A 25,347-nucleotide genomic window follows, 5' to 3' on the forward strand; every position below is an offset into this window, starting at 1 on the left:
ATTAAGCTCCGCCGCGGCGTTTGCCGTCACGAGCCGTCCACCAGAGAATAGATGTCTTTCCTGAACTGCGCCGGCCCCGCCGGAACGCCCCAGGCAGTGATGTAGACGAAGTGGACCGGAACGGGATTGGTGATCGCGACGTCCCGGCGCTGACCATTGGTCAGGAATTCCGCGACGGCCTCGGTAGACCAACCCGGCGTATCCTTGAGCAGCCAGGTCACGAATTCCGGAATGCGCTGAACCCTGACGCAGCCGGATGAGTGAAAGCGGCTGGCATCGCCGAACAGGCCCGGGTCGGGCGTGTCGTGAAGATAGACCGAATGTTGATTGGCGAAGTTGATGCGGACACGTCCAAGGGCATTGCGGCTCCCCGGCTCCTGCCGGAATACGTAGTTGGTCGCCTCGTCGGTGCTCCAGTCAATGCTCGACGGCGACACTTCTTTCCAGTTGCCGGTGTAAATACGCATCCCCATACGCGTCAGGTAATCCGAGTCCCTGCGGATGATCGGGATGAGATCGCGGCGGATGATGCTTTTCGGCACATGCCAATAGGGATTGAAGTTAATCTCGTGGATCTTGCTCGAAAGCAGCGGCGTCGCGCGATTGGGCTGACCGACGACGGCCGACTGGCGAAGCACCACGGCGCCATCTTCGACCATCTCGATCTGCGCCGAGGGAACGTTGACCGTCACCTGGCGACGATCGTCGACCAGAGCGGCCTGCAATCTGGGAATATTCGCAGTGAGGCTCCGCGCCCTGTCTGCCGCCGGACGGTTGAGCGCCTCGAACGTGGCAGCGCCCGCCACCCCGTCCACGGTGAGGCCATGCCGCGCCTGAAACCTGCGAATGGCGGCGTCGACGAAGCTGTCGACGACGGTGCCCGCGCCATATTGCGTCGCCAGGTCGCCCGTCACAGCGAGGCGTTGGCGCAGCCAGGAAACGTCGTTGCCCTGCGCGCCAAGGGAAAGCCGTTGCGTGAACGGATAGGCCGGCCATCCGCCTTCCGCCGCCCAACCGGCGTAGGTTTCGGAGGCAATCCGCGTCGCGTGCAATGTCGTCGCCGAGAGCAGCGGCGTTTCCACGTCCTGCAGGCCATCCATACGGGCGCTTGCCGTGTCGAAGGCCCCCTCCCAGTCGCGAGCGGACGCAGTGGAGAAGGTCGCGGATGCCAGCCCGCCGATCAGAAGAGAGCGTCGGTCCAGCATCAAGTCCGTTTCCCCCTCGCTTCGAGAACTGCCTGGGCAAGGCCGGTTGGATCGAGGACACCACCGTAGATCTTCGTACCGATGGCGAATGAGGGCGTACCGGCCAGGCCGAATGCCTTGGCCATGCGGTCGTTGCGCGACAAGGTTTCGGCTACCGCTTCAGGTGAGTGAGCTGGCGTGAGACTTTTGACGCTGGCGTCCTCAAGCACTTCGATGACATCGTTCTCGGTGAGCCGTCCTTCCGTACCCATCAGCGCCTCGTGGGCGCGGCCGTAGGCCTGTGGATCGAGGGCCAGAACACGCTCGGCTGCAAACCGCGACGCTTCGCCAAAGATCGGCCAGTCGCGCATCATGAGGCGCAGATTGCCGTCGTCGCTGACGAACTTCTTGAGCTCTGGATAGGTGCTTTTGCAAAATGGGCATTGGTAGTCGAAGAACTCGACAATCGTGATGTCGCCATCCGGATTGCCGAGCACCGGCGTCACCGGATCGGAAAACACCTCCTCACGGGACGGCTGCCGGGCAGCGACGTGCGTGACGGTCGCAGGGATCGCCAAGAGCGCAACGGTCGAAATCAGAAAACATCGTCGTGACTGCATTCATTCGGTCCTCCGTGGGCTTTCGGACCGAAACGCAGTTGCAAGCTTAAGCTAGCCTTAAGTGGATACGCCGACGGTTCTCTCACACCGCTTGTATCCTCTTTGGTCCCGTGGGCGCCAAGAATGCGCTGGCGCTACGGTAGAGAACCACGGGCCAAGAGAATGATGACCGGGGGCTCGAAAACACGGAGGACGTATATGCGCGGGTCAAATCCGGAAACGTGCATTTGTGAGTCGGGGATGCGCGGCACCCCCTCTTGAGGCGGTCGCTCGGATTCACCGATTATCGAGTGATCCAGCCCCATTTCGCAAAAATGGCGGCACCCTCCTTGGCCTGCAAAAACTCGACGAACTCCGCCGACAGAGGGTTGCGTTTGCCGAGCTCGGTCGCTGCAATGCCGGTGTCGCGATAGATGCGATAACCGGGCTCGACCTCGACGAGATCGGCCAGTTCGGGAGCCTCGCGTTGCCAGATGTTCCAGATGATCCATGCATCCAATGTCTGGTCCGACGTCCATGCTTTCTTCGCCTGAGCGCTGTTCTCGGCGACGGCGGCAATATTTGAGCGAAGCGCTCGGACATCGGCGATGCTTCCGAGGCGTCCGGCAATGTCTTCCCAGAGTCCGTTCTGTCCCGCCCCGTTGACGACAAGGATCCTGTGACCGGGCTTAAGCAGATCGGCAATGCCGCCAATCTTCTCCGGATTGCCTGGGCGCACGAGGATTGCAGACGGTCGCAGGTAAAGCGGGTAGACGTCCTCCGATTTCAGGCGGCCGTCGAACATGGACACGAAGTCGTGCATCATTGTTTCCGAGCCGCTGTAGATCAGATCGGCGTCGTTCAAAGCCGATTGACGCCACTGCGAGGTGGGCCCGGCGGTGACTACGACGTCCTTGTTCTTGAGTTTCGCGAAAGCGGCCGCCGCCTCTTTCATCGCGGGCGCCGGACCTCCAGGTCCATAGACCCTGAGATCCGCGGCACTGCCAGCGATCGGCACGCCGAAGGCGAACAAAGCAAAAAGAACTAGCCGAAATAGGGTCATGTCTTTCCTCCGCGGTTTTTTGAAGTTGTTGGTCTAGCTACGAAGCCGGATTCGCACGGTTAGGCGTGGGCGGTGATTGCTGGTGCCAGCGTCTCTCCGATCTGCTCGCGTATCGCACCGGCCTTTCCGCGCCCTCAGCATGGTGGGCGATGCGCCGCCGGCATCGGACGTGGTCAGCCCGCAGAGCGCTGCGGTTAACCAATGAAGGCCCCCGCGCTCCGGTAGAGAACATAGGCCGCGACCACGAAGATCAGCGCCGCGAAGACGCGGTTGAGCGTGTCTTTGCCAGCCGACAGGCGGTTGGCGAGCATCATGCCGAGAATCCCGCCGATGATCCCTCCGGCGATGAACTCGAACGCGACGGGCCAGTCGACGAGGCCGGACGCGGCATAGTTCAGCGCGGTGGCGAGCCCGAAGCTGCCCACGGCCAGCAGCGATGAGCCGACCGCCTTGATCGTTGGCATGCCCGTCGCGAGGATGAGGCCGGGCACGATCAGGAAGCCTCCTCCGATTCCGAAGAAGCCCGAGGCGGACCCGGCCGCGAAGGCGACAGCGGCGGTGATCAGGCATGTCCTCAGATCAGCCGGACGCTCGGCGGATGCGGCGGCCTTGCGAGGCCGCAGCATCATGACGCCGACAAGGATCATGAGCAGGCCGAACAGGAAGAGAAGGCGCTCGCCGTCAACCAGCTTGCCGAGCGTCGAGCCGGCGAGCGCGCCGAACGTGCCGACGCCGGCGAAGACGATCGCGCAGCGCCAACGGACGTTGCCGCTGCGAGCATGGCCGATGAGATTGGCGAAGGCGTTGACCGAAACGGCGAGCGCGCTCGTGCCGATGGCGATATGTGGCTGTGTCACGCCGACGACGTAGAGCAGCAGCGGCGTCGCCAGGATCGAGCCGCCGCCACCGACGAGACCGAGGGAAAAGCCGACGAGTCCGCCCGAAGCGAGCGCGGGGCCGATATTGGCAAGCATGGCTCACCCCTTTCCGGCCAGGAACCGATCATGCGTGACCATTCCAATGACCATCGCGACGGCGAAGATCACCGCGGGGAGCAGGCCGAGTGACAGGGATGCGATCGCAGGACCGGGGCAGAAGCCGGCCAGGCCCCAGCCCACGCCGAAGATCGCCGATCCGAGGATGAGCGGGCGGTCGATGCGGGTTTTGGCCGGCAGATGAAGTTGGGCGTCGAGCAGCGGCTTATTGACCGCGAAAGCGATCCTGTAGCCGATGAAGGCGACGATCACGCCGGCACCGAGAACAAAGATCAGGCTCGGATCCCACGCGCCGGTGATGTCGAGGAAGGCCTTGACCTTGGCCGGGTTGAGCAGGCCCGAAATTGCGAGACCGAGCCCGAACAGAAGGCCGGCTGCGAGCGCCGTCAGCATGCGAAGCAGCGGCGTCATAGCCAGCCTCCGAGGCGCATCACCAGCACCGTGACGATCGCCGTCGCGAGGAAGGTCAGCACCGCGGCGAACGACCGGGGCGACAGACGTGCCAGTCCCGAGATACCGTGCCCGGAGGTGCAGCCGGACCCCATGCGGGTGCCGAAGCCGACGAGCAGGCCGGCGACGATCAGGAGGGGCCAGGACGCCGTTACGATGACCTGCGGCGCATTGCCGAAGATGGTGAAATAGGTCAGCGGACCGAGAAGGAGGCCGGCGACGAACGCAATGTCGTGGCCGAAGCGCTCGCCGCGCTGGCCGAGCAATCCGCCGACGATACCGCTGATGCCGGCAATGCGGCCGTTGACCAGCATGAGGAGGCTGGCGGACAATCCGATCAGCGCGCCGCCTGCCAGAGGAGCAAGATAGGCGTCCATCACCAGACCACCCCCTCGAGCGCGTCGAGCGGAATTTTTAGATAGCGCCGGCCGTTGCACTCCGGTTCGGGAAGCCGGCCGCCGGCCATGTTCACCTGAAGCGCATGCAGGATGAGCTTGGGCATCGGCAGCGTGGCGTCGCGTGCCTCGCGCAGGGCGATGAAGCTCGCCTCGGTCTGATCGACGATATGCGGGTTGAAGCTCTTCTGCTCGGCGACGGTGCTTTCCCACCGCGGTTGGCGGCCATCAGGCTGGTAGTCGTGCCCGGTGAACACGCGCGTCTCGTCCGGCAGCGCGAGAATGTCCTGAATGGACTTCCAGAGAACCTTGGCGCTACCGCCCGGGAAATCGGCGCGCGCCGTGCCGGAGTCCGGCATGAACAGCGTGTCGTGGACGAAGGCGGCGTCGCCTATGAGATAGGTGATTGAGGCAAGGGTGTGCCCCGGCGAGAACATCACCCGCGCATCTATCGTGCCGACCTTGAAGGTATCTCCGTCGGCGAAGAGCTGGTCCCACTGGCGGCCGTCAGCCGGGAAGTCCGGCCAATTGTAGATCCCTTTCCATAGAGCCTGCACATCCACGACATGGGCTCCGATCGCGGTCGGAGCTCCGGTCTTCTCCTTGAGATAGCGGGCGGCGGAAAAATGGTCGGCGTGAGGATGGGTATCGAGGATCCATTCGACCGTCAGGCCCTCGTCGGCGATGTAGGCGAGGATTTCGTCGGCATGCTCGGTCCTGGTCGATCCGGATTTCTCGTCGTAGTCGAGAACCGGGTCTACGATGGCGCATTTCGCCGTGGCTGGATCGCTGACGACGTACTGGATGCTCCAGGTGCGCGGATCGAAGAAGCCTTTAACTTTTGGCTTGACGGGAGCGGGAGGGCGATTTGCGGCAAGCCATGTCCGCGCGGCATCGGGCGCAATCCCGACGTCGTTCGCGACGGCGATCAGCTTGTCGTTGCCGAAGCCTTCCACATCGGCATTGCCGGCCAGGATCCACATGTAGAAAGAGCGCGCCCCTGAGCGGCAATGCGCGATCACTGGTCCGTCCGACGCGACGATCGCCTCCGCGAACCGCCGAACGTCCTCCGGCCGCATGTTGCTGCTCGTTACCGGGATGAAGACATAGTCGAGACCCGCCGCTCTGGCCGCCTCTTCTTCCGCCGCCGATCCCGGCTGTGAACCTTCTTCGCCATCCGGCCGATTATTGATGACCGTCTTGTAGCCGCGCCGGGCGAGTTCCGCGAAGTCCTTGGGCTGCAATTGCCCCAGGACAGAAAATTTCTCTGTGACGGGAATGGGTTTCATGGAGCCGCTCCTTGACGCTTGTCAATATGAATTACATACTTACATAAAACCAGATATGTAAATCTGCAAGTGGGAGGATCGCCATGGACACCACATCGAAGCAACAAACTGCCGGAGCCGCTGCGCTTAAGCATCGGATCGTCATCGTCGGTGGCGGGGCAGCGGGCATCACGGTTGCGGCCGAGCTGAAGCGACGGGACGCGAGGCTGGATGTCGCAATCGTGGAACCCTCGGAGGCCCATTCGTACCAGCCGGGTTGGACGCTGGTCGGTGCGGGCGTGTTCACGCGCAGGCAAACCGAGCGGGAGGAACGCTCGCTGATTCCCAAAGGTGTGACGTGGATCAAAGCAGCCGTCAGCGCCTTCGACCCGGAGAATAACGTCGTCAGCCTGAGCGACGGCCGAACGCTCGGTTACGACTATCTCGTCGCATGCCCTGGACTGAAGATCGCTTGGGACGCCATCCAGGGGTTGAGGGATACGCTCGGCAGGAACGGCGTGTGCAGCAACTACCGGGCCGACACGGCGGAATATACCTGGCGCCTCATTCAGGAATTCCAGGGCGGGACCGCGCTGTTCACCCAGCCGGCAATGCCGATCAAATGTGCCGGCGCCCCGCAGAAGATCATGTACATGATGGCCGATCATCTGCGTCGTCGCGGCAAGCTCGATGCCTCGAAGCTGAAATTCTGCCTTGCCGGCGACGCGCTGTTCGGCGTGCCCTTCTTTGTGCCGCCCTTGCAGAAAGCGGTCGACGATTACGGTATCGACACCTGCTACCGGCACAACCTCATCGCCATCAACGGACCTGCGAAGGCGGCGTTGTTTTCCGTGACGGACAAGGATGGTGTGGCGCGCGACGTCGAGATGCGCTTCGACATGATCCATGTTGTCCCGCCGCAGACGGGGCTTGATGTCGTTCGAGACAGTCCGCTGGCGAACGTGGCGGGCTGGATCGAGGTCGATGCGGCGACGCTCCGGCATGTGCGATATCCGAACGTGTTCTCGCTCGGTGATGCCGCCTCCACCACCAACGCCAAGACGGCGGCGGCCGTCCGCCTCCAGTCTCCGGTCGTGGTCGCCAATCTGCTGGCGGCGATACAGGGCAAGGACATGGCCGAGGCCTATGATGGCTACGGCTCTTGCCCGCTGACGGTGGCCCTCGGCAAGATCGTGCTCGCCGAGTTCGCCTATGGCGGCAAGGTGACGCCAAGCTTTCCGCTCGATCCGCGCGTGCCCCGCAAGAGCATGTGGTACTTGAAGACCAAGTTTCTGCCGTGGCTCTATTGGTCCCACATGCTCAGAGGCGGCACAATCGACATCAGGCATCGCGAGCGGGGATGGTGAGCGCGGGACCCGGCTCACTGCTCCCCGGCTTGCTTCTTGCGCGCATCCGAGACGACCTGCTTGAAACCTTGATAGTCGAGCGTCGAGGTCTGGAACGGGCCGACGAGGTAAGCCGGCGTGCCCGAGAACCCGATGGCATCGGCCTGCGCCATGTTGCGCTTGATGAGGGCGTCGATTTCCGCGGACTTGGCCTTCATGTCGGCGTCGAGACGAGCCATGTCGATGCCTGCGGACTGGAGGCCCTGCCGCATCTTGTCTTTTGGAACGCCTACGCCGGGGATGCCCATCAGGGCATGGTGCGCGACGTCGTACTTACCCTGATATTTGGCGGCGAGCGCCATCATCGCGCCGTCGATCGAGGTCGGCCGGATGACAGGCCAATCCTTGTAGACGAGCCTGATTTTGCCGTCCTCCTTGACGACGCGATCAAGGTCGGGCGCGGATTTTTTGCAGAACGGGCAATTGTAGTCGAGGAAGGCCACGATGGTGACGTCGCCTTTCGGGTTGCCCGCAACGGGCGCAGCCGGGTCGTTGAGGATCATTTCCTTAGACACGTCGGCATTCTGCCCGAGAGCCGTGCGGTGCATGAGAGGCACCGCCAGGGCCGCGCCCCCCAATGTGATCATGGCGCCGCGACGCGTGAGAGTAGGCATACGGGATCTCCTTTTCGTGTGAGCCGGACAGGGTGGGACCCTGCCTGGACGCGAGACCCGCGCCCGTCACCTTAAGGCTGGCTTAAGGTCGGCGGCAGATTGCGGTTGTTCTGTTGAAGTCGAGCAGGTTACGATGAGAGTTTTGGTAGTCGAAGACGACGCAGTATTGATGAACGGGTTGCAAGTTGGCCTCGGCCTGGCCGGCTTCACTGTGGACGCCGTTTCCACCTGCGTGGATGCCTCGGCTGCGCTGCGCAGCTCGGCCTTCGATGCGGTGGTTCTCGATCTGATGCTTCCGGACGGGTCCGGTCTCGACGTTCTGAACGAGCTTCGAGGACGGGCGGTGGGAACGCCGGTGCTGCTGCTGACCGCGCGTGACAGCATCCCCGACCGCATTGCCGGTCTCGATGCCGGCGCAGACGACTATCTCGGCAAACCCTTCGACCTGAACGAGGTCGCCGCCCGTCTGAGGGCCTTGACGAGACGGGGCAACGGCGGCGCCTCGGCTTGCCGCATCTGGCGCGATCTGCGCCTCGACCCTGCGACGATGGCGGTCTCGAAATCGGGCGAGGGTGTGCGGCTCTCCCGCCGCGAGTTCTCCATTCTGCACGCGCTGATGGAGCGGCCGGGCCAGATCCTGTCGAAATCGCAGCTCGAGGACCGGCTCTATGGTTGGCAGGAGGACGTGGAGAGCAACACGATCGAGGTTCACATCCACAATCTGCGACAGAAGCTCGGCCCTGGCGTCATCGAAACCGTGCGCGGGGTGGGCTACAGGCTGGCGGAGGACAGCATATGAAATCGATCCGAAGCCGGCTCTTCATGATCCTGATGATCACGACGGGCGTCGTTTGGATGTCGGCGATCGCCTGGATCTATCTCAGCACGCGAGCCGAGGTGGAACGCGTCCTCGATGCTCGCCTGATCGAGGCGGCGCGTATGGTGAGTTCGCTGATCACCAGCCAGGAGATCGATCCGAAGCGCGCAGCCCAGATTCCGGCCGTCGAGCCGACGATGCATGCGTCTTATGATAGGCAGCTATCCTGCCAAATATGGGCGCTGGACGGCACCTTGGTGGGCCGCTCCGACGCGGCCCCGGCAACGCCGCTGTCTGATGCACAGGACGGCTTTTCCGAGACCCTTATCGGGGGCGAAACCTGGCGCGTCTATGCGGTGGTCAACACCGATCTCGGCATGCGAGTCCTCGTCGGAGACAATATGCGCGTTCGCGATCGGCTGGTGGCCGATGTGATCCGGGGTCTTGCACTGCCTGCATTGCTGATCTTGCCGATCCTGGCCGGGCTGATTTGGCTGAGCGTGAGGAAAGGTCTCGGTCCCCTCAACAACATGGCTCACGCGCTGGAGACGCGGTCCGCCTCCGATCTGAGCGCCCTGCCCGACGTCGATACGCCTTCCGAGATCAAGCCGGTCATCCGCTCGCTCAACGGTCTCTTCGGGCGGGTGCATGCGGCCCGAGAACGGGAGCGCGATTTTACAGCCTTCGCAGCGCATGAGCTGCGTACGCCGATCGCCGGACTGAAGACTCAGGCGCAGGTGGCGCTCGGGAGCGAGGATCCGGGCATTCGTGCGAACGCCCTGCGTCAGATCGTGGTCGGCGTGGACCGGACGTCTCGGCTGATGCGACAGCTCACCGACCTGACGAATGCCGAAAGGGGCGAGACCGACAGCGACAATCATCGTGTCAATTTGGGCAAATTGGCCAGCCGGCTCGCAGATGACATCCGCCAGCACTACCCGGGCGCTGCGCTCCTCGAGATCGACGAAAAACTGCATGACATAGACCTTGATATCGATCCGTCACTGTTCATGCTCGCGACGCGGAACCTCATGGAAAATGCCGTTCTGCATTCCCGCGTTGAAAGCCCTGTCCATTGTGGCATGAGGCTTGAAGGCGACGGCGTCGCACTGACGATCGACGACAGCGGACCGGGAATACCTGAAGACGAACTGCCCAAGGTTTGCGAGAGGTTCTATCGCGGTCGCAACAAGACCGCGATGGGAAGTGGGCTGGGCCTCGCGATTGCCGACCTCGCGGCGAAGCGGCTCGGCGGGAGCCTGTCTCTGAAAAACCGTCCAGAGGGAGGTTTCCGCGCTGAACTGCACCTCAACGCCGCTCCAAGTTCGACAACGCCCCGCGGCGAGTTCCGCCACAACGACGGGGAGCTATCGCCCCTCCCGGTTGTGGCGGATGCGAAGGGGGATAGGCTCGCTCATGAGAGATAGGCTCGCGAAGCGCCGCGAGGCAATCGATGTACGCCATCTCTGCTACTTCGTGGCAGCGGCCGAGCAGGGCAGCTTTAGAAAAGCCGGCGCGGCTTCAGGGGTGCAGGAGTCGGCGATCAGCCGATCTATACGAGACCTCGAAGATCAGGTTGGCGCCTCACTGTTCCATCGGCGTAGCAGCGGCGTCACCCTCACTTACGCTGGGCAGCGCTTTCTCCCTCAGGCGCGTCGCATTCTTCGGGATATCGGTCACAGCGTTGAGGACGTGGCGAGGATCGGGCGTGTAGAGAACGGGCGGCTTAAGATCGGAATATTCTCGTCCCTAGCGTCAGGCTTTCTGGCGAATCTGCTGCTCGCTTACGACAGCGCCCATGCGAAGGTCCATATAGAGTTCATCGAAGGAAATCCTGACGAACATATCGCGGCGGTGCGTCAATTCCAGATCGACGTCGCGTTCTTGACCGGCACACGGGTCTGGCCGGGGTGTGAAACAGACCAGCTTTGGTTCGAACGGGTGTTTGTCGTGCTTCCCGAAGGGCATGCGCTTTCTGAGAAACCGGTGGTGGGCTGGAGTGACCTCACCATGGAGCAATTTATCGTCAGTGATGTCGCGCCCGGCCCTGAGATTCACGACTACCTCGTAAAGCGACTCGCTGATCTGGGTCATCATCCGTACATACAGCCTCAGTCAGTCGGGAGAGATAATCTTCTCTCGCTCGTAGCTGTTGGACGTGGCCTGACGGTCGTCAGTGAAGCGATGGCGGCAGCACGGCTTCCGGGGATCACCTATCGACCCATTGTCGATGAAATTCTTCCTTTCAGCGCGATCTGGTCTGCCAGGAATGATAACCCGGCATTTCGCAGCTTGCTAAGCATGGCAAGGAAGATGTCGAAATCAGCAATAGCCTACATGATGCTGGTGCTCACTCTGCCCATTTGAACTGTTGTTCCAAATAGCGCTCGGTCATGGTTGCAGATCTCAATTATCCTCTTCTAGGGCAGACGCCGCGCCTTGGCGAACCCGCGATCGGTTGCGATGAACCGATCAAGCATTGGTACGATCAAGCGCACCGGATCAGCGACAGATTGGCCCGACTCACGCGCCAGGATTTCGGCATAGGCGATGAGATCACGGTGGAGTTGTGCGGGCAATTCCACCGTGACTTTGACGGGCTTATCGTCGGCGATCGGTCCAAGTTTCAGTTTTGCCACAGTCAGCCTCTGTAGGGTTCAAGGACGAGATCGCGCGTGACGATAACGCGAACGGGGAAGCCCGGCCGGATGGTCAACGTCGGTGCGACCTGCAATTGGCGCCGGACGATCTGCTGACCGGCGTCGTTGATGGTGTCCTGTGCGCCGTCGCGGATAGCGCGGACCAGGCGGTCCTCATCGCTGACCGCCAGTTCCGTGCCGACCGCGAGCAGCGTGGAGAGACCGGCCGCTTTGGCGAGATCCCACCAGTGATAATCGACCCCATCCTCGAGACCAGCGTATCCTTGCGTGTCGGCGCCCGGCTGGCGTTCGAGGACGATGGAGCGGCCGTTCGGGAAGATCAGCCGGTTCCAGACCAGCAGCGCCCGTCTTTGCCCGAACTGCACGTTGTTGTCGTACTGGCCGACAATCCGCGTGCCTTGCGGGATCAGAAGCAATCTGCCGGTCGGACTGTCGTAGATGTTTTCCGTCACCTGCGCAGTGATCTGGCCAGGCAGATCGGAGCGAATGCCGGTGATGAGCGCGGCTGAGATCACCGCCCCGGCCTGAAGGATGAACGGCGAAGCCGGAGCTATGACCCGATCCGATGATGTGGTCCGGCGATCAACCGGTGCATTCAGAAACGCAAGCTGCCGATCCTGGGCGGTCTGCTGACCGGATTGCCCCGCGAGCCCGGCGAGATCGAAGCCGGGAACGTTCGGCATGGTTGAGCCGCCGGGTGTCGTCGCTGTCGAGCCGGGTTGGGTCTGAAAGAACACGCGGCTGGTGCGCGCAGCCTCTTCCTCGGCCCGCCGGCGCTGCTCAGCCTCGTCAACGGTCGGTGTTGTGATCGTCGGCGGGACCACGGGCTGGCCCCGGTTCTGGGCGTCGAGGATCGGGCGGCCGAGATCACCGGGCAGCGGCGGGCCGAGAACAGGTCCGGTATAGTCGCGCGGAAGGCCGGCGAGGCCATCTGCGGTCTGGCGATTGTTGGTCGAATAAAGTTCTTCGCCGCCTTGACCTCCATCGCGGGTCTGGAGTGCGTAGATTAGCGCGCCGCCGATGCCAACGAGCCCGACGGCCGTAATGCTTGCCAACACCCTCCGCGAAAGGCGCGTGACGCGCGGTGCCTCGGCGCGAAGACGCATGGGAGCTGTATTGTCGGTATTGTTCTCGCTCACGATGCGGGTCTCCCGTCGGTGCGGACAATCCTGACGACCTGCTGTTTGTCGCCGCCGCCAAGGCGGAGCTCGGCAGCGCCGAACAGGCGATCGACGATCAGGATGTGCTGGTGAATACGGCTGTTGACGAGTTGCGCTTCGCCATCGGGACCGATGACGAAGATCGGCGGCATTTCGCCCTGGACGATCCCGCGCGGAAACTCGACGTAGACCCTGCGGCCGTCGTCATAGACGGAGACGGGTTTCCAGGGCGGATTCCCGCCGGTCAAACCGTATCGGTAGTTGCGGGCCGCAACGGCCGGGATGACCGGCGTCGCCGGAATGCTCTGGCCTTGACCGGCGCGCGGCCGCGGATAGGACCAGGCGACGGACGGCATATAGGGCTTCGCGCCGGAACGCAGCTCGATCATGTAAACACGCCGGTCTGTAGTCACGACGAGATTGGTCGTGATGTCCGGCCGGGAAGGCTTCACGAGAATATGGACGCGGCGGGTCGTTCCGCTGCCGCTCTCGGTGTCGCCGATAATCCAGCGGGCGGTATCGCCAGCCGCGATCGGTCCGGCCCCTGTCAGCGACTCTCCCGGTTCCAGCGCGATGTCGGTGATCTGCCCAGGAGCCGCGTAGACCTGATAGAGCGCTCCTTCCGACCAGGGATATACCTGGATCGCGTTGAAGTAGCCCTCTCGGCGCGGCTGCACGCGAGCGGCAGCGTTGGCGTTCTCGACGCGAGCGACTGGTGTGCTGGCCGCCGTGCCGCCCTTTGCCGGCGTCCAGGCCGGAGGGATGTGGATCGGACGGGGCCGATCGTCCGTCACCGATGCCGGAACGGCCGGCAAAGCCGGAACATCTCGATCGTAGCTGATCTCCGGCGGCTTTTGCGGCGTGGCACAACCAGCCAACGCGGTGGCGGAAAGCAGCAGAACCGGGAGTACGGATTTACGGAAAACCGGAATGGCGGGGTTACGGAAAGCCGATTTCATTGGCTCATCTCCCGCGACCAGTTGATGGCGTTGATGTAAATTCCGAGCGGATTGACCTTCAGCCGCTCGGCATCGCGCGGAGGCTGGATGACGATGGTCAGGATCGCGGTCCATCGCTCGGTCGCGCCGAGCTGGCCATTCTCGAAATGCCGTTGCGTCCACGCGACGCGGAAGCTGTCCGGAGAAGCGCGGATGACGCTGGAAACCTCGACGGCGATCTGCTGCTTGCCGACCTTCGTGAAGGGATCGTTGGCGCGGGCATAGTCGTTAAGCGCAGCCGCGCCCCGATCAGTCGTCCACTCATAGGCCCTGAGCCAGTTCTGGCGGACGATGATCGGATCGGCGGGAATGCTTCTGGTCTGCTCGATGAAGCGTGCGAGATGCCACGCCACCTGTGGATCGGTCGGACGATAGTCCGCCGCGGCCGGGGCGACGGTCTGGGCCTGACCCAGATTGTCTACTTGAACCACCCAGGGAACCACTGTCCCACGCGCGGACTGATAGACCAGCGCGGAAGCGAAGCCCGCTGACAGGATCAGCGAACCGAACGCCATGTAGCGCCAGTTCCTCGCCTGCACGCGCGCTGACCCAAGACGTTCGTCCCAGACTTGTGCGGCCTTCTGGTAAGGTGTTTCCGGTTGAGGTGTCTTGCCGTAATGCACGGCCGGTCGTTTGAAGAGATTCATGAACGGTCACTTTCGGAGAGATTGACGGATGCGCCGGACCCATGGCTGTCGCCCGAGCGAACGGCATGGGCGGCGGCGCTGACGCCGTGGGCGACATGGCTGCCGCGCTTCATGCGCTGGGCCCATGCCGGCGGCTGATCGGGTGTGGTTGCGGGAGCGACGGAAGCGGGATCGGATTCGCCAGTGCCCGCGCCAGACGAGAAGGAGCCGCCGGTGGCGCTGACGCCTGCACGCGCGCCGTCGGAGAAGCTGGATTTCATGCTTTCCGAGGCGCGGGACGCGGCACGGCGCAACGGGGAAACGGAGGCCGATCCGGCGGCGCGTGCTACGCCTCCGAGGCCGGACGCGACGCCGGACGCGCCCGACTGTCCCATAGAGCCCAATGTGTAGGCCGACGATGCCGCGCCGGCCGCCGCAGCGCCACCACGCGCGGCAGCGGCGCCGCCGGAAAGAAGAGCGGCTCCGCCCTTCGCGGCCAGTACCGCGCCGCCGCCAGCAGCGAGTGCCGCACCGCCGACAGCAAGGCCGGTGCCAACCGCGGCGCCTGCGCCAAGCTGCGGGCCGCCGCTGACAAGACCGGAGGCAATACCGGGACCGAAGATGCCAAGGCCGACGAGCGAGAGCGCCGCAAGAACGATGGCCATGGCGTCGTCGATGCTCGGGGTCTGGCCGCCGAAGCCTTGCGTGAACTGACTGAACAGCGTTGAGCCGATGCCGACGATGACAGCGAGGACCAGGACCTTGATGCCGCTGGAAATCACATTGCCAAGCACGCGCTCGGCCATGAAGGCGGTCTTGCCGAAGAGGCCGAACGGGATCAGGACGAAACCGGCGAGCGTCGACAACTTGAACTCGATCAGCGTCACGAAGAGCTGGATCGCCAGAATGAAGAAGGCGAGGATGACCAGCGCCCAGGCAAACAAAAGGCAGACGATCTGGATCAGGTTCTCGAAAACCGCGATCCAGCCCATCAGGGGCGATATCGCGTCGAGCAAGGGACGCGCGGCATCGAGGCCGGTCTGTGCGACCTTGCCTGGACGAAGCAGATCCTGCGCAGTGAAGCCGGTGCCGGAGGCTTTCAGTCCGAGGCCGGCGAAGCTGTCGAAGACAATCTTGGCGAGGTTGTTCCAGTTGGATATCAGGTAGGCGAACACCCCGACAAACAAGGTCTTCTTCACCAGACGGGCGATGATGTCGTCGTCGGCGCCCCAGCTCCAGAAGAGAGCGGCCAGCGTCACGTCGATCACGATCAGGGTGGTGGCGACAAACGCCACCTCGCCGCCGAGCAGACCGAACCCGCTGTCGATATAGCGGGTGAAGGTTCCGAGAAATGTGTCGATAACGCCGGAGCCGCCCATGCTTCACCGCCCTTCGCTGGAGGACGGCGACGCCGGTGCAGAGGACGGACGCAGGAAACGGTCGCGGGTTTCCGCCCAGACGCGCAGGCATTCGGGGTCATTCGCGGCTTGCTGGCCAAGCTGCTGGCACCGGCGCTGCCCCGCGCGCAGCGGATCGTGCGAGGGTTCGATGACGCGCGTGGAGAAATCCTCTTTCGGGTCCTCCTTTCGGGTCAGTTCGACGACCGCCGCCGTAATGGCGACGGCGACGAACACGACAGCGCCCAGCCGGGCCAGCATCTTGCCGTCCATAAGCCCGCCCTCAGTTGCCGTTGAACATCTGCGCGTTGCCCGGCTGGTAGCCCGAGCCCGGCGTCAGGAAGCGGCGGCGCTGTTCCCGTCCCTGCTCCGCCGCAGCCGTGCGCTCGGCTTCGGTCAGCGCGCCGGCACGCCCGTTGGCCGCAAGCAAGGCGACCAGATCGGAAAGCTGCTGCGACTGGAGTGCGAGGAGCTGGTTGCCGGCCTGCGTCGCCTGAAGCGCGCCCGTTGCGCCCTGGCTCTGGCTCACCAGGTCGCTCATCTGCGTGCGGTTGGTGTCGATGTTGCCGACGACACCCGCCTGGACGCGCATGGCGTCCTGAAGGCCGCCGACCGTGTTCTGCCAGCGCGATCGTGCATCGGAGACGAGTTGCTGATCCGTGGCCGACATGGAGACGTTGCCGTATTTCTGGCTGAACATCTGGTCGATCTGCTGGACGTTGAAGGCGATGCCCTGCGCCTGCTGGAGAAGCTGCTGCGTCTTCTGGACATTCTGCTGCAAGGTCTGGAGAGCGGAGAAAGGCAGGTTCGCCAGATTGCGCGCCTGGTTGATCAGCATCGTCGCTTCGTTCTGAAGCGAGGTGATCTGGTGCGTGATCTGTTCCAGAGTGCGCGCAGCCGTCAGCACATTCTGCGCGTAGTTGCTCGGATCGAACACGATCCGCCACGCATAGGCGGGCGAGGTCACGACGGAAGAGAAGGCGATCGGTGCGGCGAGTGCGGTTGCGGCAAGCAGAACTGCGCGCAGGCGGAAACGGGAGGTCGTCATGATAGAGGTTCCTTTTGGGATTGGAGGACGGTCGTCTGGACGTTCGGGATCAGATCGACGGCCCAGCCGACCTCGCGAGCGGCGAGCCACGCCGTGAGGAAGCCGTCGCGTCCGTTCTCGGCGACGATCTGGGCAATCAGCGTCTGATCGGACTTGGAAGATGCGGCACAGAGCGCGAGCCCGACTTCGGACAGGCCGAGCTCGAACAGACGATTGCCGCGCCGGGACTGGCAGTAGTAGTCGCGCTTGGGCGTCGCTCGCGCGAGGATCTCGATCTGACGGTCATTGAGACCGAAGCGGCGATAGATGGCGGTGATCTGCGGTTCGACTGCCCGTTCGTTCGGCAGGAGCAGTCGCGTCGGGCAACTTTCGATGATGGCCGGGGCAATGTCCGAATTGTCGATGTCGCTGAGCGACTGGGTGGCGAAGATGACCGAGGCGTTTTTCTTGCGCAGCGTCTTGAGCCACTCGCGGAGCTGGCCGGCGAAGCCTTCGTCGTCTAGCGCCAGCCAGCCTTCGTCGATGATGAGCAGCGTCGGCCGCCCGTCCAGCCTGTCGCCGATGCGGTGGAAGAGATAGGCGAGCACAGCAGGCGCAGCGCCCGTCCCGACCAGCCCCTCGATCTCGAATGCCTGCACGTCGGCCGAGCCGAGATGTTCGGCTTCGGCATCGAGCAAGCGGCCATAGGGACCGCCGACGCAGAAAGGGCGGAGCGCCTGTTTGAGGTCGTTGGACTGGAGAAGGACGCTGAGGCCGGTGATCGTGCGCTCACCGATCGGCGCCGAGGCGAGCGAGGTGAGCGCCGTCCAGATGTGCTCCTTTGCCTCCGGGGTGATTTTAATCCCTTCCCGCAGAAGGATCGCGACGATCCAGTCGGCGGCCCAGGCGCGCTCATAGGTGTCGTGAATGCGGGCCAGCGGCTGAAGCGATACCGAGGATTCCGATCCTTCGGTCAGGCCGCCGCCGAGATCGTGCCAGTCGCCGCCCATGGCGAGCGATGCGGCGCGGATCGAACCGCCGAAGTCGAAAGCGAAGACCTGGCTGCGGAGGTAACGGCGAAATTGCAAGGCCATGAGGGCGAGCAGCACGGATTTGCCCGCCCCTGTTGGGCCGACGACGAGCGTGTGGCCGACATCGCCGACATGCAAAGAAAGCCGGAACGGGGTCGAACCTTCGGTTCTGCCGTAAAGCAGCGGGGGCGCATCGAAGTGTTCATCCCGTTCCGGCCCCGCCCACACGGCAGAGAGGGGGATCATGTGGGCGAGATTGAGCGTCGAGATCGGCGGCTGGCGCACGTTTGCATAGACATGGCCGGGCAGACTGCCGAGCCAGGCGTCCACCGCGTTGACCGTCTCGATCATGGCCGTGAAGTCGCGGCCCTGGATGACCTTCTCGACCAGCCGCAGCTTTTCGTCGGCAAGGCGCGGATCGGCATCCCAGACCGTGATCGTGGCGGTGACATAGGCCATGCCGGCTACGTCGGCGCCGAGCTCCTGCAAGGCCATGTCCGCGTCGGCGGCCTTGTTCGCGGCGTCGGTGTCCACCAGCACCGATTGCTCGTTGGTCATCACCTCCTTGAGGATCGCGGCAATCGACTTGCGCTTGGCGAACCATTGCCGCCTGATCTTGGTGAGCAGCTTGGTCGCGTCGGTCTTGTCGAGGAGGATCGCGCGCGTCGACCAGCGATACGGGAAGGCCAGCCGGTTCAGATCGTCGAGCAGGCCGGGCGTCGTCGCGGTCGGGAAGCCGACGACGGTCAGCACACGCAGATTCTGATCGCCAAGACGCGGCTCCAGACCGCCGGTGAGCGGCTGATCGGCGAGCAGCGCGTCGAGATAGATCGGCGTTTCCGGTACGCGGACACGATGGCGTTTCGTCGACACGCTGGAATGCAGGTAGGTCAGCGTCTCGCTGTCATCGAGCCAACCGCAGGACGGCATGAAACCGTCAAGTAGGGCCAGCACGCGATCGGTGCGGTCGGTGAAGGCGCGCAGGATCTCGTGCGGGTCGACGCCCGAGCGCTCACGCCCTTCGTAAAGCCAGGACTCGGTACGTGCGGCTTCCTCGGCCGGCGGAAGAAACAGGAAGGTGAGGAAGTAGCTCGATACGAAATGTGCGCCAGCTTCTTCGAAGTCGGCCTTGCGCTCGGCATCGACCAAAGCCGACGCGGGATCGGGAAAGATGTTGTCGGGATAGGTGGCGGCCTCGTACCGTTGTGCCTCGATGAAAATGCTCCAGCCCAGGCCAAGGCGGCGGAAAGCGTTGTTGATGCGGCTCGCAACGGCAACCAGCTCGGCCGCGACGGAGGAATCCAGATCCGGACCCCGAAAGCGGGCCGTGCGCTGAAACGAGCCATCCTTGTTCAGCACGATGCCGGGAGCGACCAGAGCGACCCATGGCAAATAGTCGGCGAGGCGAGCGGCAGTGCGACGATATTCGGCGAGATTCATCATGGCCGCCTCCTCACACCGCGAGGAAAGCCGGAATGCGCAGATGCCTGCGCCCGACCTCGACAAAGAGTGGATCGCGACGGGCCGCCCAGACGGCCACGAAATGACCGATTGCCCAGATGGCGAGGCCGACGAGCCAGAGGCGCAGGCCGAGGCCCACGGCCCCGGCCAACGTGCCGTTCATGATCGCGATGGAGCGCGGTGCACCGCCCAGCAGGATGTGCTCGGTCAAGGCGCGATGGACGGGCACCGAAAAGCCCGGCACCGCGTCGAGTTGTTCGAAGACCGCCGCCATCAGACAAGTACCCCGCCGCCGAAGCTGAAGAAGCTGAGGAAGAACGAGCTGGCCGCGAAGGCGATCGACAGACCGAATACGATCTGGATCAGGCGGCGGAAGCCGCCGCTGGTGTCGCCGAAGGCGAGCGCCAGGCCGGTGGCGATGATGATGATCACCGCCACGATCTTGGCGACCGGCCCCTCGATCGACTGGAGGATCTGTTGAAGCGGCTGTTCCCACGGCATGGAGGAGCCGGAGGCATGGGCCGGCGGCGTGGCGGCCAGCATCATGATGGTGAAGAGCGCGGTCGAACTGGCGAGACGCCGGTAGCTGCCGCGCATGATCGAGCCGGCGGGCAGATCTGGACCGATGGGCACGGGCGACAGGACGGGCGGATTGGTCACATTCGGAACGACGGGCGAATTCATTCAGCTTCTCCATTCGAGGTGGTTGCGGGGATGATGCGGTAGTCGCCGGTGGCGGGATCGATGCCGTCGACGCGCGCGAGCTCGGCCAGCCGGCGCGACAAGCCGCGGCCGGAGAGGACGGCGACGAGATCGATGGTCTCGGCGATCAGCGCGCGCGGGACCGTGACGACGGCTTCCTGGATGAGTTGCTCGAGGCGACGCAGCGCGCCGATGCCGGAGCCGGCGTGGATCGTGCCGATGCCGCCGGGATGGCCGGTGCCCCAGGCTTTGAGCAGGTCGAGGGCTTCTGAGCCGCGGACCTCGCCAATGGGAATGCGGTCGGGCCGCAGGCGCAGCGAGGAGCGGACGAGATCGGAAAGCGTGGCAACGCCATCCTTGGTCCGCATCGCGACTAGGTTCGGCGCTGCGCATTGCAGCTCGCGGGTATCCTCAATGATGACGACGCGATCTGCTGTCTTCGCCACCTCGGCGAGCAGCGCGTTGGTCAGCGTTGTCTTGCCGGTAGAAGTGCCCCCAGCGACGAGTATGTTGGCGCGGGACTGGACCGCTGCGCGCAGCTTCACCGCCTGGTCGGCCGTCATGATGCCGGCGGCCACATAATCGTCGAGCGTGAAGACCGCGACAGCCGGCTTGCGAATAGCGAAGGCGGGTGACGCTACGACTGGTGGAAGCAGGCCCTCAAAACGCTCACCTGTTTCCGGCAACTCGGCCGAGACGCGCGGCGAGCGGGCGTGAACCTCCGCACCGACATGATGCGCGACCAGACGCACGATGCGCTCGCCATCGGCGGCCGTCATCGTCTCGCCGGTATCGGCCAGCCCTTCGGAAAGCCGATCCACCCAGATGCGCCCATCGGGATTCAGCATCACCTCGACCACCGCCGGGTCTTCCAGAAACCGCGCGATGGCGCTGCCGAGCGCGGTGCGCAGCATGCGCGCGCCACGCTGGCTCGCTTCCTGTCTGTGATGAGTGGATGCCATCTCGTCCCCGTTTCTCGTGGGGACGCAACAGATGATCCCCGGATCGGGGATGATTAAAAGAGCCCGGAATCAGGCCGATTCAACAAGTTTCGGTCGTAGTAGTAGCGTGGCGTGCAAATACAGGAGAACGGCGGTGCGCCCCTGTTCTTGAACTGGTCGTATCGATTCCCAGATGCCGCGCGCGAGGTGTTCACGCGTCCGATTCGGGCACATCTTCCGAAATCTCTTGCCGAAGCTTCGGCCCCTGCGCCAGACGCCGGCCAAGCGCGGTGATGAACGCCTCGTAACGCTCGCTGGATTTGGCACGCGCTGCCTGCGCCGCCGGCTCCGGCAAGGCGGGCGTCGTGGTTATCCAGAAGCGGATGAACACCGCAAGGGTCTCGACGGCGATGCCGACGTCCCGTTCCAGGCGCGTCATGCGGCGGTCGATCTGGTCGAGGCGCTTGGCGACGATCGCCTCCCGCCGCTCGGCATCGTCCGGCGAGAGAAACGACGCGATGGCCGCCTCCGCGATCATGGATTGCGATTGATCGCGCCGGGCGGCAAAATCCGCCAGCGTCTTCTCGACATCGGGGTCCAGATAGACCGTGGTCTTTATCTTCTTCCGGTGACTGGTCATGGCGCCTACAGTTCCATGCCGTCATTCGGATCGAGCGAGACCTGCCGTGCGACGCCCTGCATCTGGCGGATCATGCGCTGGTTTCGCACGGCATCCTCATCGATGTCGTCAGGCGGCTCGATCTCGAACTCGTTCTCGATCGGCGCTTTCTTTTCTACCGGCTTTACCCGGTGGAGCTCGTGCTGCAGCCGCCGTTCGGATTCGGTCGGGTCCTGGTCGTCGGATCGGCCTGCCGGTTGCGCATCGAGCGCTTCCGGCCGCGCCGGGATCGGCAGGCTGGTCCAGTCGTCCGGACGAATCTGTTCCGGGCGCTTCAAGGCGGGCGGCGCCAGAAGACGTTCGCGGAAACGGGCATCCTCATAATAGCGCGCCTTTTTCGCCCGGATCGGCGGAATGCCGGCGACCATGACGATCTCGTCGGCCGGCGGAAGCTGCATGATCTCGCCCGGCGTGAGCAACTGGCGGGCGGTTTCCGAGCGAGACACCATCAGGTGGCCGAGCCAGGGCGACAGACGATGCCCGGCATAGTTTTTCATGGCCTTCATCTCGGTGGCCGTCCCGAGGGCGTCCGAGACGCGCTTGGCCGTCCGCTCGTCGTTCGTCGCGAAGCTCACGCGAACATGGCAGTTGTCGAGGATCGAATTGTTCGGCCCATAGGCTTTCTCGATCTGGTTCAGCGATTGCGCGATCAGGAAGCTCTTCAACCCATACCCCGCCATGAAGGCCAGCGCGGTCTCGAAAAAGTCGAGGCGGCCGAGCGCCGGAAACTCATCGAGCATGAGGAGGAGACGATGGCGCCCGGTCTTCGCCTGGAGCTCTTCGGTCAGGCGACGGCCGATCTGATTGAGTAGCAGGCGGATCAGCGGCTTGGTCCGGTTGATGTCGCTGGGCGGCACGACGAGGTAGAGCGTCGTCGGAAGCTCGCCGCCGACGATGTCGCTGATCCGCCAGTCGCAGCGCCGCGTGACCTCGGCAACAACAGGATCGCGGTACAATCCGAGAAACGACATGGCGGTTGATAGAACGCCGGAGCGCTCATTGTCGGATTTGTTGAGGAGCTCGCGCGCCGCGCTGGCCACGACAGGGTGTGGACCGGCCTCGCCCAGATGCGCGGTCTTCATCATAGCACGCAGCGTCGACTCCACCGGGCGCTTCGGATCGGAGAGGAAGTTGGCGACGCCGGCCAGCGTCTTTTCCGGCTCTGCATAGAGGACATGCAGGATTGCGCCGACCAGAAGTGAATGGCTGGTCTTTTCCCAGTGATTTCTTTTGTCCAGGCTCCCCTCGGGATCGACGAGAATGTCGGCGATGTTCTGGACGTCGCGAACCTCCCATTCGCCCCGGCGGACCTCGAGCAACGGATTGTAGGCGGAGGATTTGGGATTGGTCGGATCGAACAGCAGCACACGGCCATGGAGTGACCGGAAGCCCGCGGTCAGCGTCCAGTTCTCACCCTTGATATCATGGACGATGGCCGAGCCCGGCCAGGTGAGGAGCGACGGCACGACGAGACCGACACCCTTGCCGGATCGGGTAGGCGCAAAGCACAGCACATGCTCCGGCCCATCATGGCGCAGATACTCGCGATGGTATCGGCCGAGTACCACGCCATCGGGATCGAGCAGACCCGCAGCCTCGATCTCGGGCTTCTCTGCCCAGCGGGCCGAGCCATAGGTGGCGACATTCTTTTGTTCGCGCGCCCGCCAGACCGACATGCCGATGGCGACCGCGATCGCGATGAAACCGCCCGACGCGGCGATCATGCCGCCGGTCGCGAATATGCTCGGCGCATAGGCGTCGTAAAAGTACCACCACCACATGATAGCGGCCGGAAAATAGACCGGAACGCCGAAGAGCCTGAACCACGGCTCGCCGAGCTGCGCCTGATAGCCGAGGCTCCACGCAACATACTGCGTCGCGCCCCAGGTGGTAACGAGCACGATCAGGAAGACGATCGTGATCTGTCCCCAGAGGATCTTGGTGCCGGACATAGCGAGGCTCCTTTCTGACGGGTGTTAGAGGCCGATCCCCCGCTTGCGGCCGAAGTCCCAGTCGACGCCGCCATCGTCGCGGGCGACGCCGGAGACGTGGCGGCCGATCTGCTTTTCGAGAGAGGGAGACCAGGGGACGAGCTGGAAGCCGAGGCCGTCGTCGATCATGGCGAAGCGGCCGGAGGCGAGCGTGAAGCGCTGGCGATAGGAGCCGGCGACATACTCGCCGCCGTCGGCATGGTTGAATGGCAGGCCGGTCTCGGCGGCGAGCTTTTCGCCCAGCGCACTGACCTCGCGATCGCGTAGCGTGTTGAGCAGACGCCGCGCGAAGACGACGCGCCCGCCCTGCCGTTCGGCGAGACCTTCGCCGATCAGGTGCTCGGCGCGTTGCTCGAGGGCCCGCTGCACCTCGGCGCCGAAGCCACCCTCCGAGAGCGCGATGGGCTCGCGGGCAACCGCCTGCCGATCGAGCCAGGTCGCACCCGCTGCGTTGACCTGAGAGTGGATATCCAGATCGGAGCGGACGGCGAGCGCGACGCGGCGCTGACCTTGCGCATCCTCGTAGGCGCGCAGCTCGACGATCGATCCGGGTGGGCTGTCGCCAGCGGCATCGAGATGCGGCAGCTTAATATGATGGGGGCGGCCGTCGACGCCGTCGACCACGGCATAGGCCGTGCCCTTCAGTTCGTCATCCAGACCGCGTTCGAGCAGGCGACCGACAACGGGCACGTCGAGGCTTTCCCCGGCGAGCACATAGCTTGCCGACCCGCGCTCGATGCCGCGTTCGGTGAGAGCGCGGTGCATGCGCTTGATGATGTCGCCGCGCTCGCCGAGCTCGCGCAGGACGCTCTCCGCCTCGGGCCTGATGAACCATTGCGAATGGCCGACCTGTCCCGCGACACCGAGAATTTCCAGCGTTCGCAGCCGGCCGACCTTCAAGGCGTGGAATTCGTCCGGCTGTCGGTCGGCGCGGGGCGCGAGGTCGATGATGCCGGACTTGCCGGCGTCGCGGACAAGCTGGCGGTCAAGCTGCGTCCAGCGTTCGGTCTCGATCTGGCTTTCGAGAGTGCGGCGGATATCGAGATCGGTGCGCGGTCCCAACTCCTGGGTGATGAGCTCGCGCGCCCGGTCGCGCATGCCCTCCTTGATGTAGTCGCGCGAGATCACGAGGTCCTGGCCGTCGTCCCTCACGCCGCGCACAATCAGGTGGACATGCGGATGCTCGGTGTTCCAGTGATCGACGGCCACCCAGTCGAGCTTCGTGCCGAGATCCTTTTCCATCTGGCCGACGAGATCGCGCGTGAAGGATCTGAGGTCTGCCATGTCCGGCGCGTCGTCGGGCGAGACGATGAAACGGAAATGATGCCGGTCATCGCCACAGCGCTCAGCGAAGGCGCGGGCGTCGGCATTCTCCGTTCCCGGCCCGAACAGCCGCGCCTTCTCCCCGTCACGGGTCACGCCGTCGCGGCGCAGATAGTCCAGATGCGTTCCGAGCGGTGCTGATCGAGCGGTATGGCGGACCACACGCGCCTTGACGACGGCGCCGCGCGTGCGCGACGTGATGAGGCGATTGGCCTGGATGCTGGCGCGCTGGCCGCGCCCGAAGCGCGAACGGTTGCCGGAGGTGACGCGGCCGGATCGCGAGACGCCGCCGCCTGCCTTCTTCGCTGCGGCGAGCGCCTGCGCAACGAAAGGCCGGGCCTGCTGCGCGCGGGTCGATCGGATGCGGCCTGGACGTATGCGGAACTCGTGGTCATCGGACATGACGTGACCCCGCACGGTGCAAAAACGATAAGAAAATCATGAAGATGGGCGCGGAGCGCACGGTGCGCGAAAGCGCTGCACGGTGCGGAACGCGCCAAAAACATGAACAAAAACAACCGCCCGACCGAAGCGCACCGTGCGCCCTTTTATCCTGCCAT

Annotated in this window: 26 protein-coding genes; 4 read left to right on the forward strand and 22 right to left on the reverse strand. The window is 64.0% G+C overall.

The window, feature by feature from the left end:
- Positions 1–26 precede the first annotated feature (26 nt).
- The 7 genes from EV665_RS26605 to blh all read right to left on the reverse strand — a co-directional run bounded on the left by EV665_RS26605 (position 27) and on the right by blh (position 5,975).
- Entirely contained in the window at positions 27–1,205 is a 1,179-nt protein-coding gene (locus tag EV665_RS26605) for a L,D-transpeptidase family protein (RefSeq protein ID WP_133036390.1), read from the reverse strand.
- Entirely contained in the window at positions 1,205–1,804 is a 600-nt protein-coding gene (locus EV665_RS26610; protein ID WP_133036391.1) for a DsbA family protein, read from the reverse strand. Before EV665_RS26610 ends, EV665_RS26605 begins: the two co-directional genes overlap by 1 nt.
- A 283-nt stretch (positions 1,805–2,087) precedes the next feature.
- The gene (locus EV665_RS26615) at positions 2,088–2,846 is read right to left on the reverse strand and encodes a substrate-binding domain-containing protein (RefSeq protein WP_133036392.1); all 759 of its coding nucleotides are present in this window, start codon (positions 2,844–2,846) and stop codon (positions 2,088–2,090) included.
- A gap of 194 nt (positions 2,847–3,040) precedes the next feature.
- On the reverse strand, positions 3,041–3,820 hold the full coding sequence (locus EV665_RS26620; RefSeq protein WP_133036393.1) for a sulfite exporter TauE/SafE family protein: 780 nt from the start codon (positions 3,818–3,820) through the stop codon (positions 3,041–3,043).
- A 3-nt stretch (positions 3,821–3,823) separates the two neighbouring features.
- Positions 3,824–4,234: a YeeE/YedE family protein gene (locus tag EV665_RS26625; protein WP_245507841.1), complete on the reverse strand. Its 411-nt coding sequence runs from the start codon at positions 4,232–4,234 to the stop codon at positions 3,824–3,826.
- Positions 4,235–4,248: 14 nt separating this feature from the next.
- A complete protein-coding gene (locus EV665_RS26630) occupies positions 4,249–4,668 on the reverse strand; it encodes a YeeE/YedE family protein (RefSeq protein WP_133036452.1) in 420 nt (139 codons plus the stop codon).
- Positions 4,668–5,975 (reverse strand): bifunctional sulfur transferase/dioxygenase Blh, encoded by a 1,308-nt coding sequence (blh, locus tag EV665_RS26635; protein WP_133036395.1) that lies wholly within the window; start codon positions 5,973–5,975, stop codon positions 4,668–4,670. Before blh ends, EV665_RS26630 begins: the two co-directional genes overlap by 1 nt.
- An 83-nt stretch (positions 5,976–6,058) precedes the next feature.
- Here blh and EV665_RS26640 point away from each other — a divergent pair, with 83 nt between their 5' ends.
- Positions 6,059–7,321: an NAD(P)/FAD-dependent oxidoreductase gene (locus tag EV665_RS26640; RefSeq protein ID WP_133036396.1), complete on the forward strand. Its 1,263-nt coding sequence runs from the start codon at positions 6,059–6,061 to the stop codon at positions 7,319–7,321.
- 14 nt (positions 7,322–7,335) lie between these two features.
- On the opposite strand, the gene EV665_RS26645 is transcribed toward EV665_RS26640, so the two are convergent.
- On the reverse strand, positions 7,336–7,974 hold the full coding sequence (locus EV665_RS26645) for a DsbA family protein (RefSeq protein ID WP_133036397.1): 639 nt from the start codon (positions 7,972–7,974) through the stop codon (positions 7,336–7,338).
- Between the two features lie 133 nt (positions 7,975–8,107).
- Between EV665_RS26645 and EV665_RS26650 the strand changes: the two genes are divergently transcribed.
- From EV665_RS26650 to EV665_RS26660, 3 genes are read left to right on the forward strand one after another with little or no spacing between them, the layout of a single operon-like run.
- Positions 8,108–8,773 carry a response regulator gene (locus EV665_RS26650; RefSeq protein ID WP_133036398.1) on the forward strand — a complete coding sequence of 222 codons (666 nt, stop codon included), beginning with the start codon at positions 8,108–8,110 and terminating at the stop codon, positions 8,771–8,773.
- Positions 8,770–10,218, forward strand: coding sequence for an ATP-binding protein (locus tag EV665_RS26655; RefSeq protein WP_133036399.1), 1,449 nt, complete (start codon positions 8,770–8,772; stop codon positions 10,216–10,218). Before EV665_RS26650 ends, EV665_RS26655 begins: the two co-directional genes overlap by 4 nt.
- Positions 10,208–11,158 (forward strand): LysR family transcriptional regulator, encoded by a 951-nt coding sequence (locus tag EV665_RS26660; RefSeq protein WP_210234683.1) that lies wholly within the window; start codon positions 10,208–10,210, stop codon positions 11,156–11,158. The genes EV665_RS26655 and EV665_RS26660 overlap by 11 nt, the downstream gene beginning before the upstream one ends.
- A gap of 53 nt (positions 11,159–11,211) precedes the next feature.
- Here EV665_RS26660 and EV665_RS26665 read toward each other — a convergent pair whose 3' ends face one another.
- The 14 genes from EV665_RS26665 to EV665_RS26730 all read right to left on the reverse strand — a co-directional run bounded on the left by EV665_RS26665 (position 11,212) and on the right by EV665_RS26730 (position 25,189).
- Positions 11,212–11,430, reverse strand: coding sequence for a DUF2274 domain-containing protein (locus EV665_RS26665; RefSeq protein ID WP_133036401.1), 219 nt, complete (start codon positions 11,428–11,430; stop codon positions 11,212–11,214).
- A 2-nt stretch (positions 11,431–11,432) separates the two neighbouring features.
- Complete coding sequence (locus EV665_RS26670; protein ID WP_133036453.1) at positions 11,433–12,557, reverse strand: TraB/TrbI/VirB10 family type IV secretion system protein; 1,125 nt, start codon at positions 12,555–12,557, stop codon at positions 11,433–11,435.
- A gap of 29 nt (positions 12,558–12,586) precedes the next feature.
- Entirely contained in the window at positions 12,587–13,570 is a 984-nt protein-coding gene (gene trbG, locus EV665_RS26675) for a P-type conjugative transfer protein TrbG (RefSeq protein ID WP_133036402.1), read from the reverse strand.
- Entirely contained in the window at positions 13,567–14,256 is a 690-nt protein-coding gene (gene trbF / locus EV665_RS26680; RefSeq protein ID WP_133036403.1) for a conjugal transfer protein TrbF, read from the reverse strand. The genes trbG and trbF overlap by 4 nt, the downstream gene beginning before the upstream one ends.
- Complete coding sequence (trbL, locus tag EV665_RS26685) at positions 14,253–15,614, reverse strand: P-type conjugative transfer protein TrbL (protein ID WP_133036404.1); 1,362 nt, start codon at positions 15,612–15,614, stop codon at positions 14,253–14,255. The genes trbF and trbL overlap by 4 nt, the downstream gene beginning before the upstream one ends.
- Before the next feature lie 3 nt (positions 15,615–15,617).
- On the reverse strand, positions 15,618–15,905 hold the full coding sequence (gene trbK-alt / locus EV665_RS26690) for a putative entry exclusion protein TrbK-alt (RefSeq protein ID WP_133036405.1): 288 nt from the start codon (positions 15,903–15,905) through the stop codon (positions 15,618–15,620).
- Positions 15,906–15,915: 10 nt separating this feature from the next.
- Complete coding sequence (gene trbJ / locus EV665_RS26695) at positions 15,916–16,680, reverse strand: P-type conjugative transfer protein TrbJ (RefSeq protein WP_133036406.1); 765 nt, start codon at positions 16,678–16,680, stop codon at positions 15,916–15,918.
- Complete coding sequence (gene trbE, locus EV665_RS26700) at positions 16,677–19,133, reverse strand: conjugal transfer protein TrbE (protein ID WP_133036407.1); 2,457 nt, start codon at positions 19,131–19,133, stop codon at positions 16,677–16,679. The genes trbJ and trbE overlap by 4 nt, the downstream gene beginning before the upstream one ends.
- 10 nt (positions 19,134–19,143) lie before the next feature.
- Positions 19,144–19,425 carry a VirB3 family type IV secretion system protein gene (locus tag EV665_RS26705; RefSeq protein ID WP_133036408.1) on the reverse strand — a complete coding sequence of 94 codons (282 nt, stop codon included), beginning with the start codon at positions 19,423–19,425 and terminating at the stop codon, positions 19,144–19,146.
- On the reverse strand, positions 19,425–19,748 hold the full coding sequence (locus EV665_RS26710; RefSeq protein WP_133036454.1) for a TrbC/VirB2 family type IV secretion system protein: 324 nt from the start codon (positions 19,746–19,748) through the stop codon (positions 19,425–19,427). The genes EV665_RS26705 and EV665_RS26710 overlap by 1 nt, the downstream gene beginning before the upstream one ends.
- A gap of 83 nt (positions 19,749–19,831) precedes the next feature.
- Positions 19,832–20,815, reverse strand: a complete 984-nt coding sequence (gene trbB / locus EV665_RS26715; RefSeq protein ID WP_133036409.1) for a P-type conjugative transfer ATPase TrbB — start codon at positions 20,813–20,815, stop codon at positions 19,832–19,834.
- Positions 20,816–21,005: 190 nt separating this feature from the next.
- Positions 21,006–21,434 (reverse strand): CopG family transcriptional regulator, encoded by a 429-nt coding sequence (locus EV665_RS26720; protein WP_133036410.1) that lies wholly within the window; start codon positions 21,432–21,434, stop codon positions 21,006–21,008.
- 5 nt (positions 21,435–21,439) lie between these two features.
- Positions 21,440–23,425, reverse strand: coding sequence for a conjugal transfer protein TraG (locus EV665_RS26725; RefSeq protein ID WP_133036411.1), 1,986 nt, complete (start codon positions 23,423–23,425; stop codon positions 21,440–21,442).
- A gap of 24 nt (positions 23,426–23,449) precedes the next feature.
- Positions 23,450–25,189 carry a relaxase/mobilization nuclease domain-containing protein gene (locus EV665_RS26730; protein ID WP_133036412.1) on the reverse strand — a complete coding sequence of 580 codons (1,740 nt, stop codon included), beginning with the start codon at positions 25,187–25,189 and terminating at the stop codon, positions 23,450–23,452.
- Positions 25,190–25,347 lie beyond the last annotated feature (158 nt).

This window comes from Shinella granuli, assembly GCF_004341885.1.
GTDB lineage: Bacteria > Pseudomonadota > Alphaproteobacteria > Rhizobiales > Rhizobiaceae > Shinella > Shinella granuli.

Excerpts from the sequence above, each read along its gene's own strand:
- EV665_RS26605 (WP_133036390.1), bottom strand. The coding sequence starts at position 1,205 with ATGCTGGACCGACGCTCTCTTCTGATCGGCGGGCTGGCATCCGCGACC.
- EV665_RS26610 (WP_133036391.1), bottom strand. The coding sequence starts at position 1,804 with ATGCAGTCACGACGATGTTTTCTGATTTCGACCGTTGCGCTCTTGGCG.
- EV665_RS26615 (WP_133036392.1), bottom strand. The coding sequence starts at position 2,846 with ATGACCCTATTTCGGCTAGTTCTTTTTGCTTTGTTCGCCTTCGGCGTG.
- EV665_RS26620 (WP_133036393.1), bottom strand. The coding sequence starts at position 3,820 with ATGCTTGCCAATATCGGCCCCGCGCTCGCTTCGGGCGGACTCGTCGGC.
- EV665_RS26625 (WP_245507841.1), bottom strand. The coding sequence starts at position 4,234 with ATGCTGACGGCGCTCGCAGCCGGCCTTCTGTTCGGGCTCGGTCTCGCA.
- EV665_RS26630 (WP_133036452.1), bottom strand. The coding sequence starts at position 4,668 with ATGGACGCCTATCTTGCTCCTCTGGCAGGCGGCGCGCTGATCGGATTG.
- blh (WP_133036395.1), bottom strand. The coding sequence starts at position 5,975 with ATGAAACCCATTCCCGTCACAGAGAAATTTTCTGTCCTGGGGCAATTG.
- EV665_RS26640 (WP_133036396.1), top strand. The coding sequence starts at position 6,059 with ATGGACACCACATCGAAGCAACAAACTGCCGGAGCCGCTGCGCTTAAG.
- EV665_RS26645 (WP_133036397.1), bottom strand. The coding sequence starts at position 7,974 with ATGCCTACTCTCACGCGTCGCGGCGCCATGATCACATTGGGGGGCGCG.
- EV665_RS26650 (WP_133036398.1), top strand. The coding sequence starts at position 8,108 with ATGAGAGTTTTGGTAGTCGAAGACGACGCAGTATTGATGAACGGGTTG.
- EV665_RS26655 (WP_133036399.1), top strand. The coding sequence starts at position 8,770 with ATGAAATCGATCCGAAGCCGGCTCTTCATGATCCTGATGATCACGACG.
- EV665_RS26660 (WP_210234683.1), top strand. The coding sequence starts at position 10,208 with ATGAGAGATAGGCTCGCGAAGCGCCGCGAGGCAATCGATGTACGCCAT.
- EV665_RS26670 (WP_133036453.1), bottom strand. The coding sequence starts at position 12,557 with ATGCGTCTTCGCGCCGAGGCACCGCGCGTCACGCGCCTTTCGCGGAGG.
- trbG (WP_133036402.1), bottom strand. The coding sequence starts at position 13,570 with ATGAAATCGGCTTTCCGTAACCCCGCCATTCCGGTTTTCCGTAAATCC.
- trbF (WP_133036403.1), bottom strand. The coding sequence starts at position 14,256 with ATGAATCTCTTCAAACGACCGGCCGTGCATTACGGCAAGACACCTCAA.
- trbL (WP_133036404.1), bottom strand. The coding sequence starts at position 15,614 with ATGGGCGGCTCCGGCGTTATCGACACATTTCTCGGAACCTTCACCCGC.
- trbK-alt (WP_133036405.1), bottom strand. The coding sequence starts at position 15,905 with ATGGACGGCAAGATGCTGGCCCGGCTGGGCGCTGTCGTGTTCGTCGCC.
- trbJ (WP_133036406.1), bottom strand. The coding sequence starts at position 16,680 with ATGACGACCTCCCGTTTCCGCCTGCGCGCAGTTCTGCTTGCCGCAACC.
- trbE (WP_133036407.1), bottom strand. The coding sequence starts at position 19,133 with ATGATGAATCTCGCCGAATATCGTCGCACTGCCGCTCGCCTCGCCGAC.
- EV665_RS26705 (WP_133036408.1), bottom strand. The coding sequence starts at position 19,425 with ATGGCGGCGGTCTTCGAACAACTCGACGCGGTGCCGGGCTTTTCGGTG.
- EV665_RS26710 (WP_133036454.1), bottom strand. The coding sequence starts at position 19,748 with ATGCGCGGCAGCTACCGGCGTCTCGCCAGTTCGACCGCGCTCTTCACC.
- trbB (WP_133036409.1), bottom strand. The coding sequence starts at position 20,815 with ATGGCATCCACTCATCACAGACAGGAAGCGAGCCAGCGTGGCGCGCGC.
- EV665_RS26720 (WP_133036410.1), bottom strand. The coding sequence starts at position 21,434 with ATGACCAGTCACCGGAAGAAGATAAAGACCACGGTCTATCTGGACCCC.
- EV665_RS26725 (WP_133036411.1), bottom strand. The coding sequence starts at position 23,425 with ATGTCCGGCACCAAGATCCTCTGGGGACAGATCACGATCGTCTTCCTG.
- EV665_RS26730 (WP_133036412.1), bottom strand. The coding sequence starts at position 25,189 with ATGTCCGATGACCACGAGTTCCGCATACGTCCAGGCCGCATCCGATCG.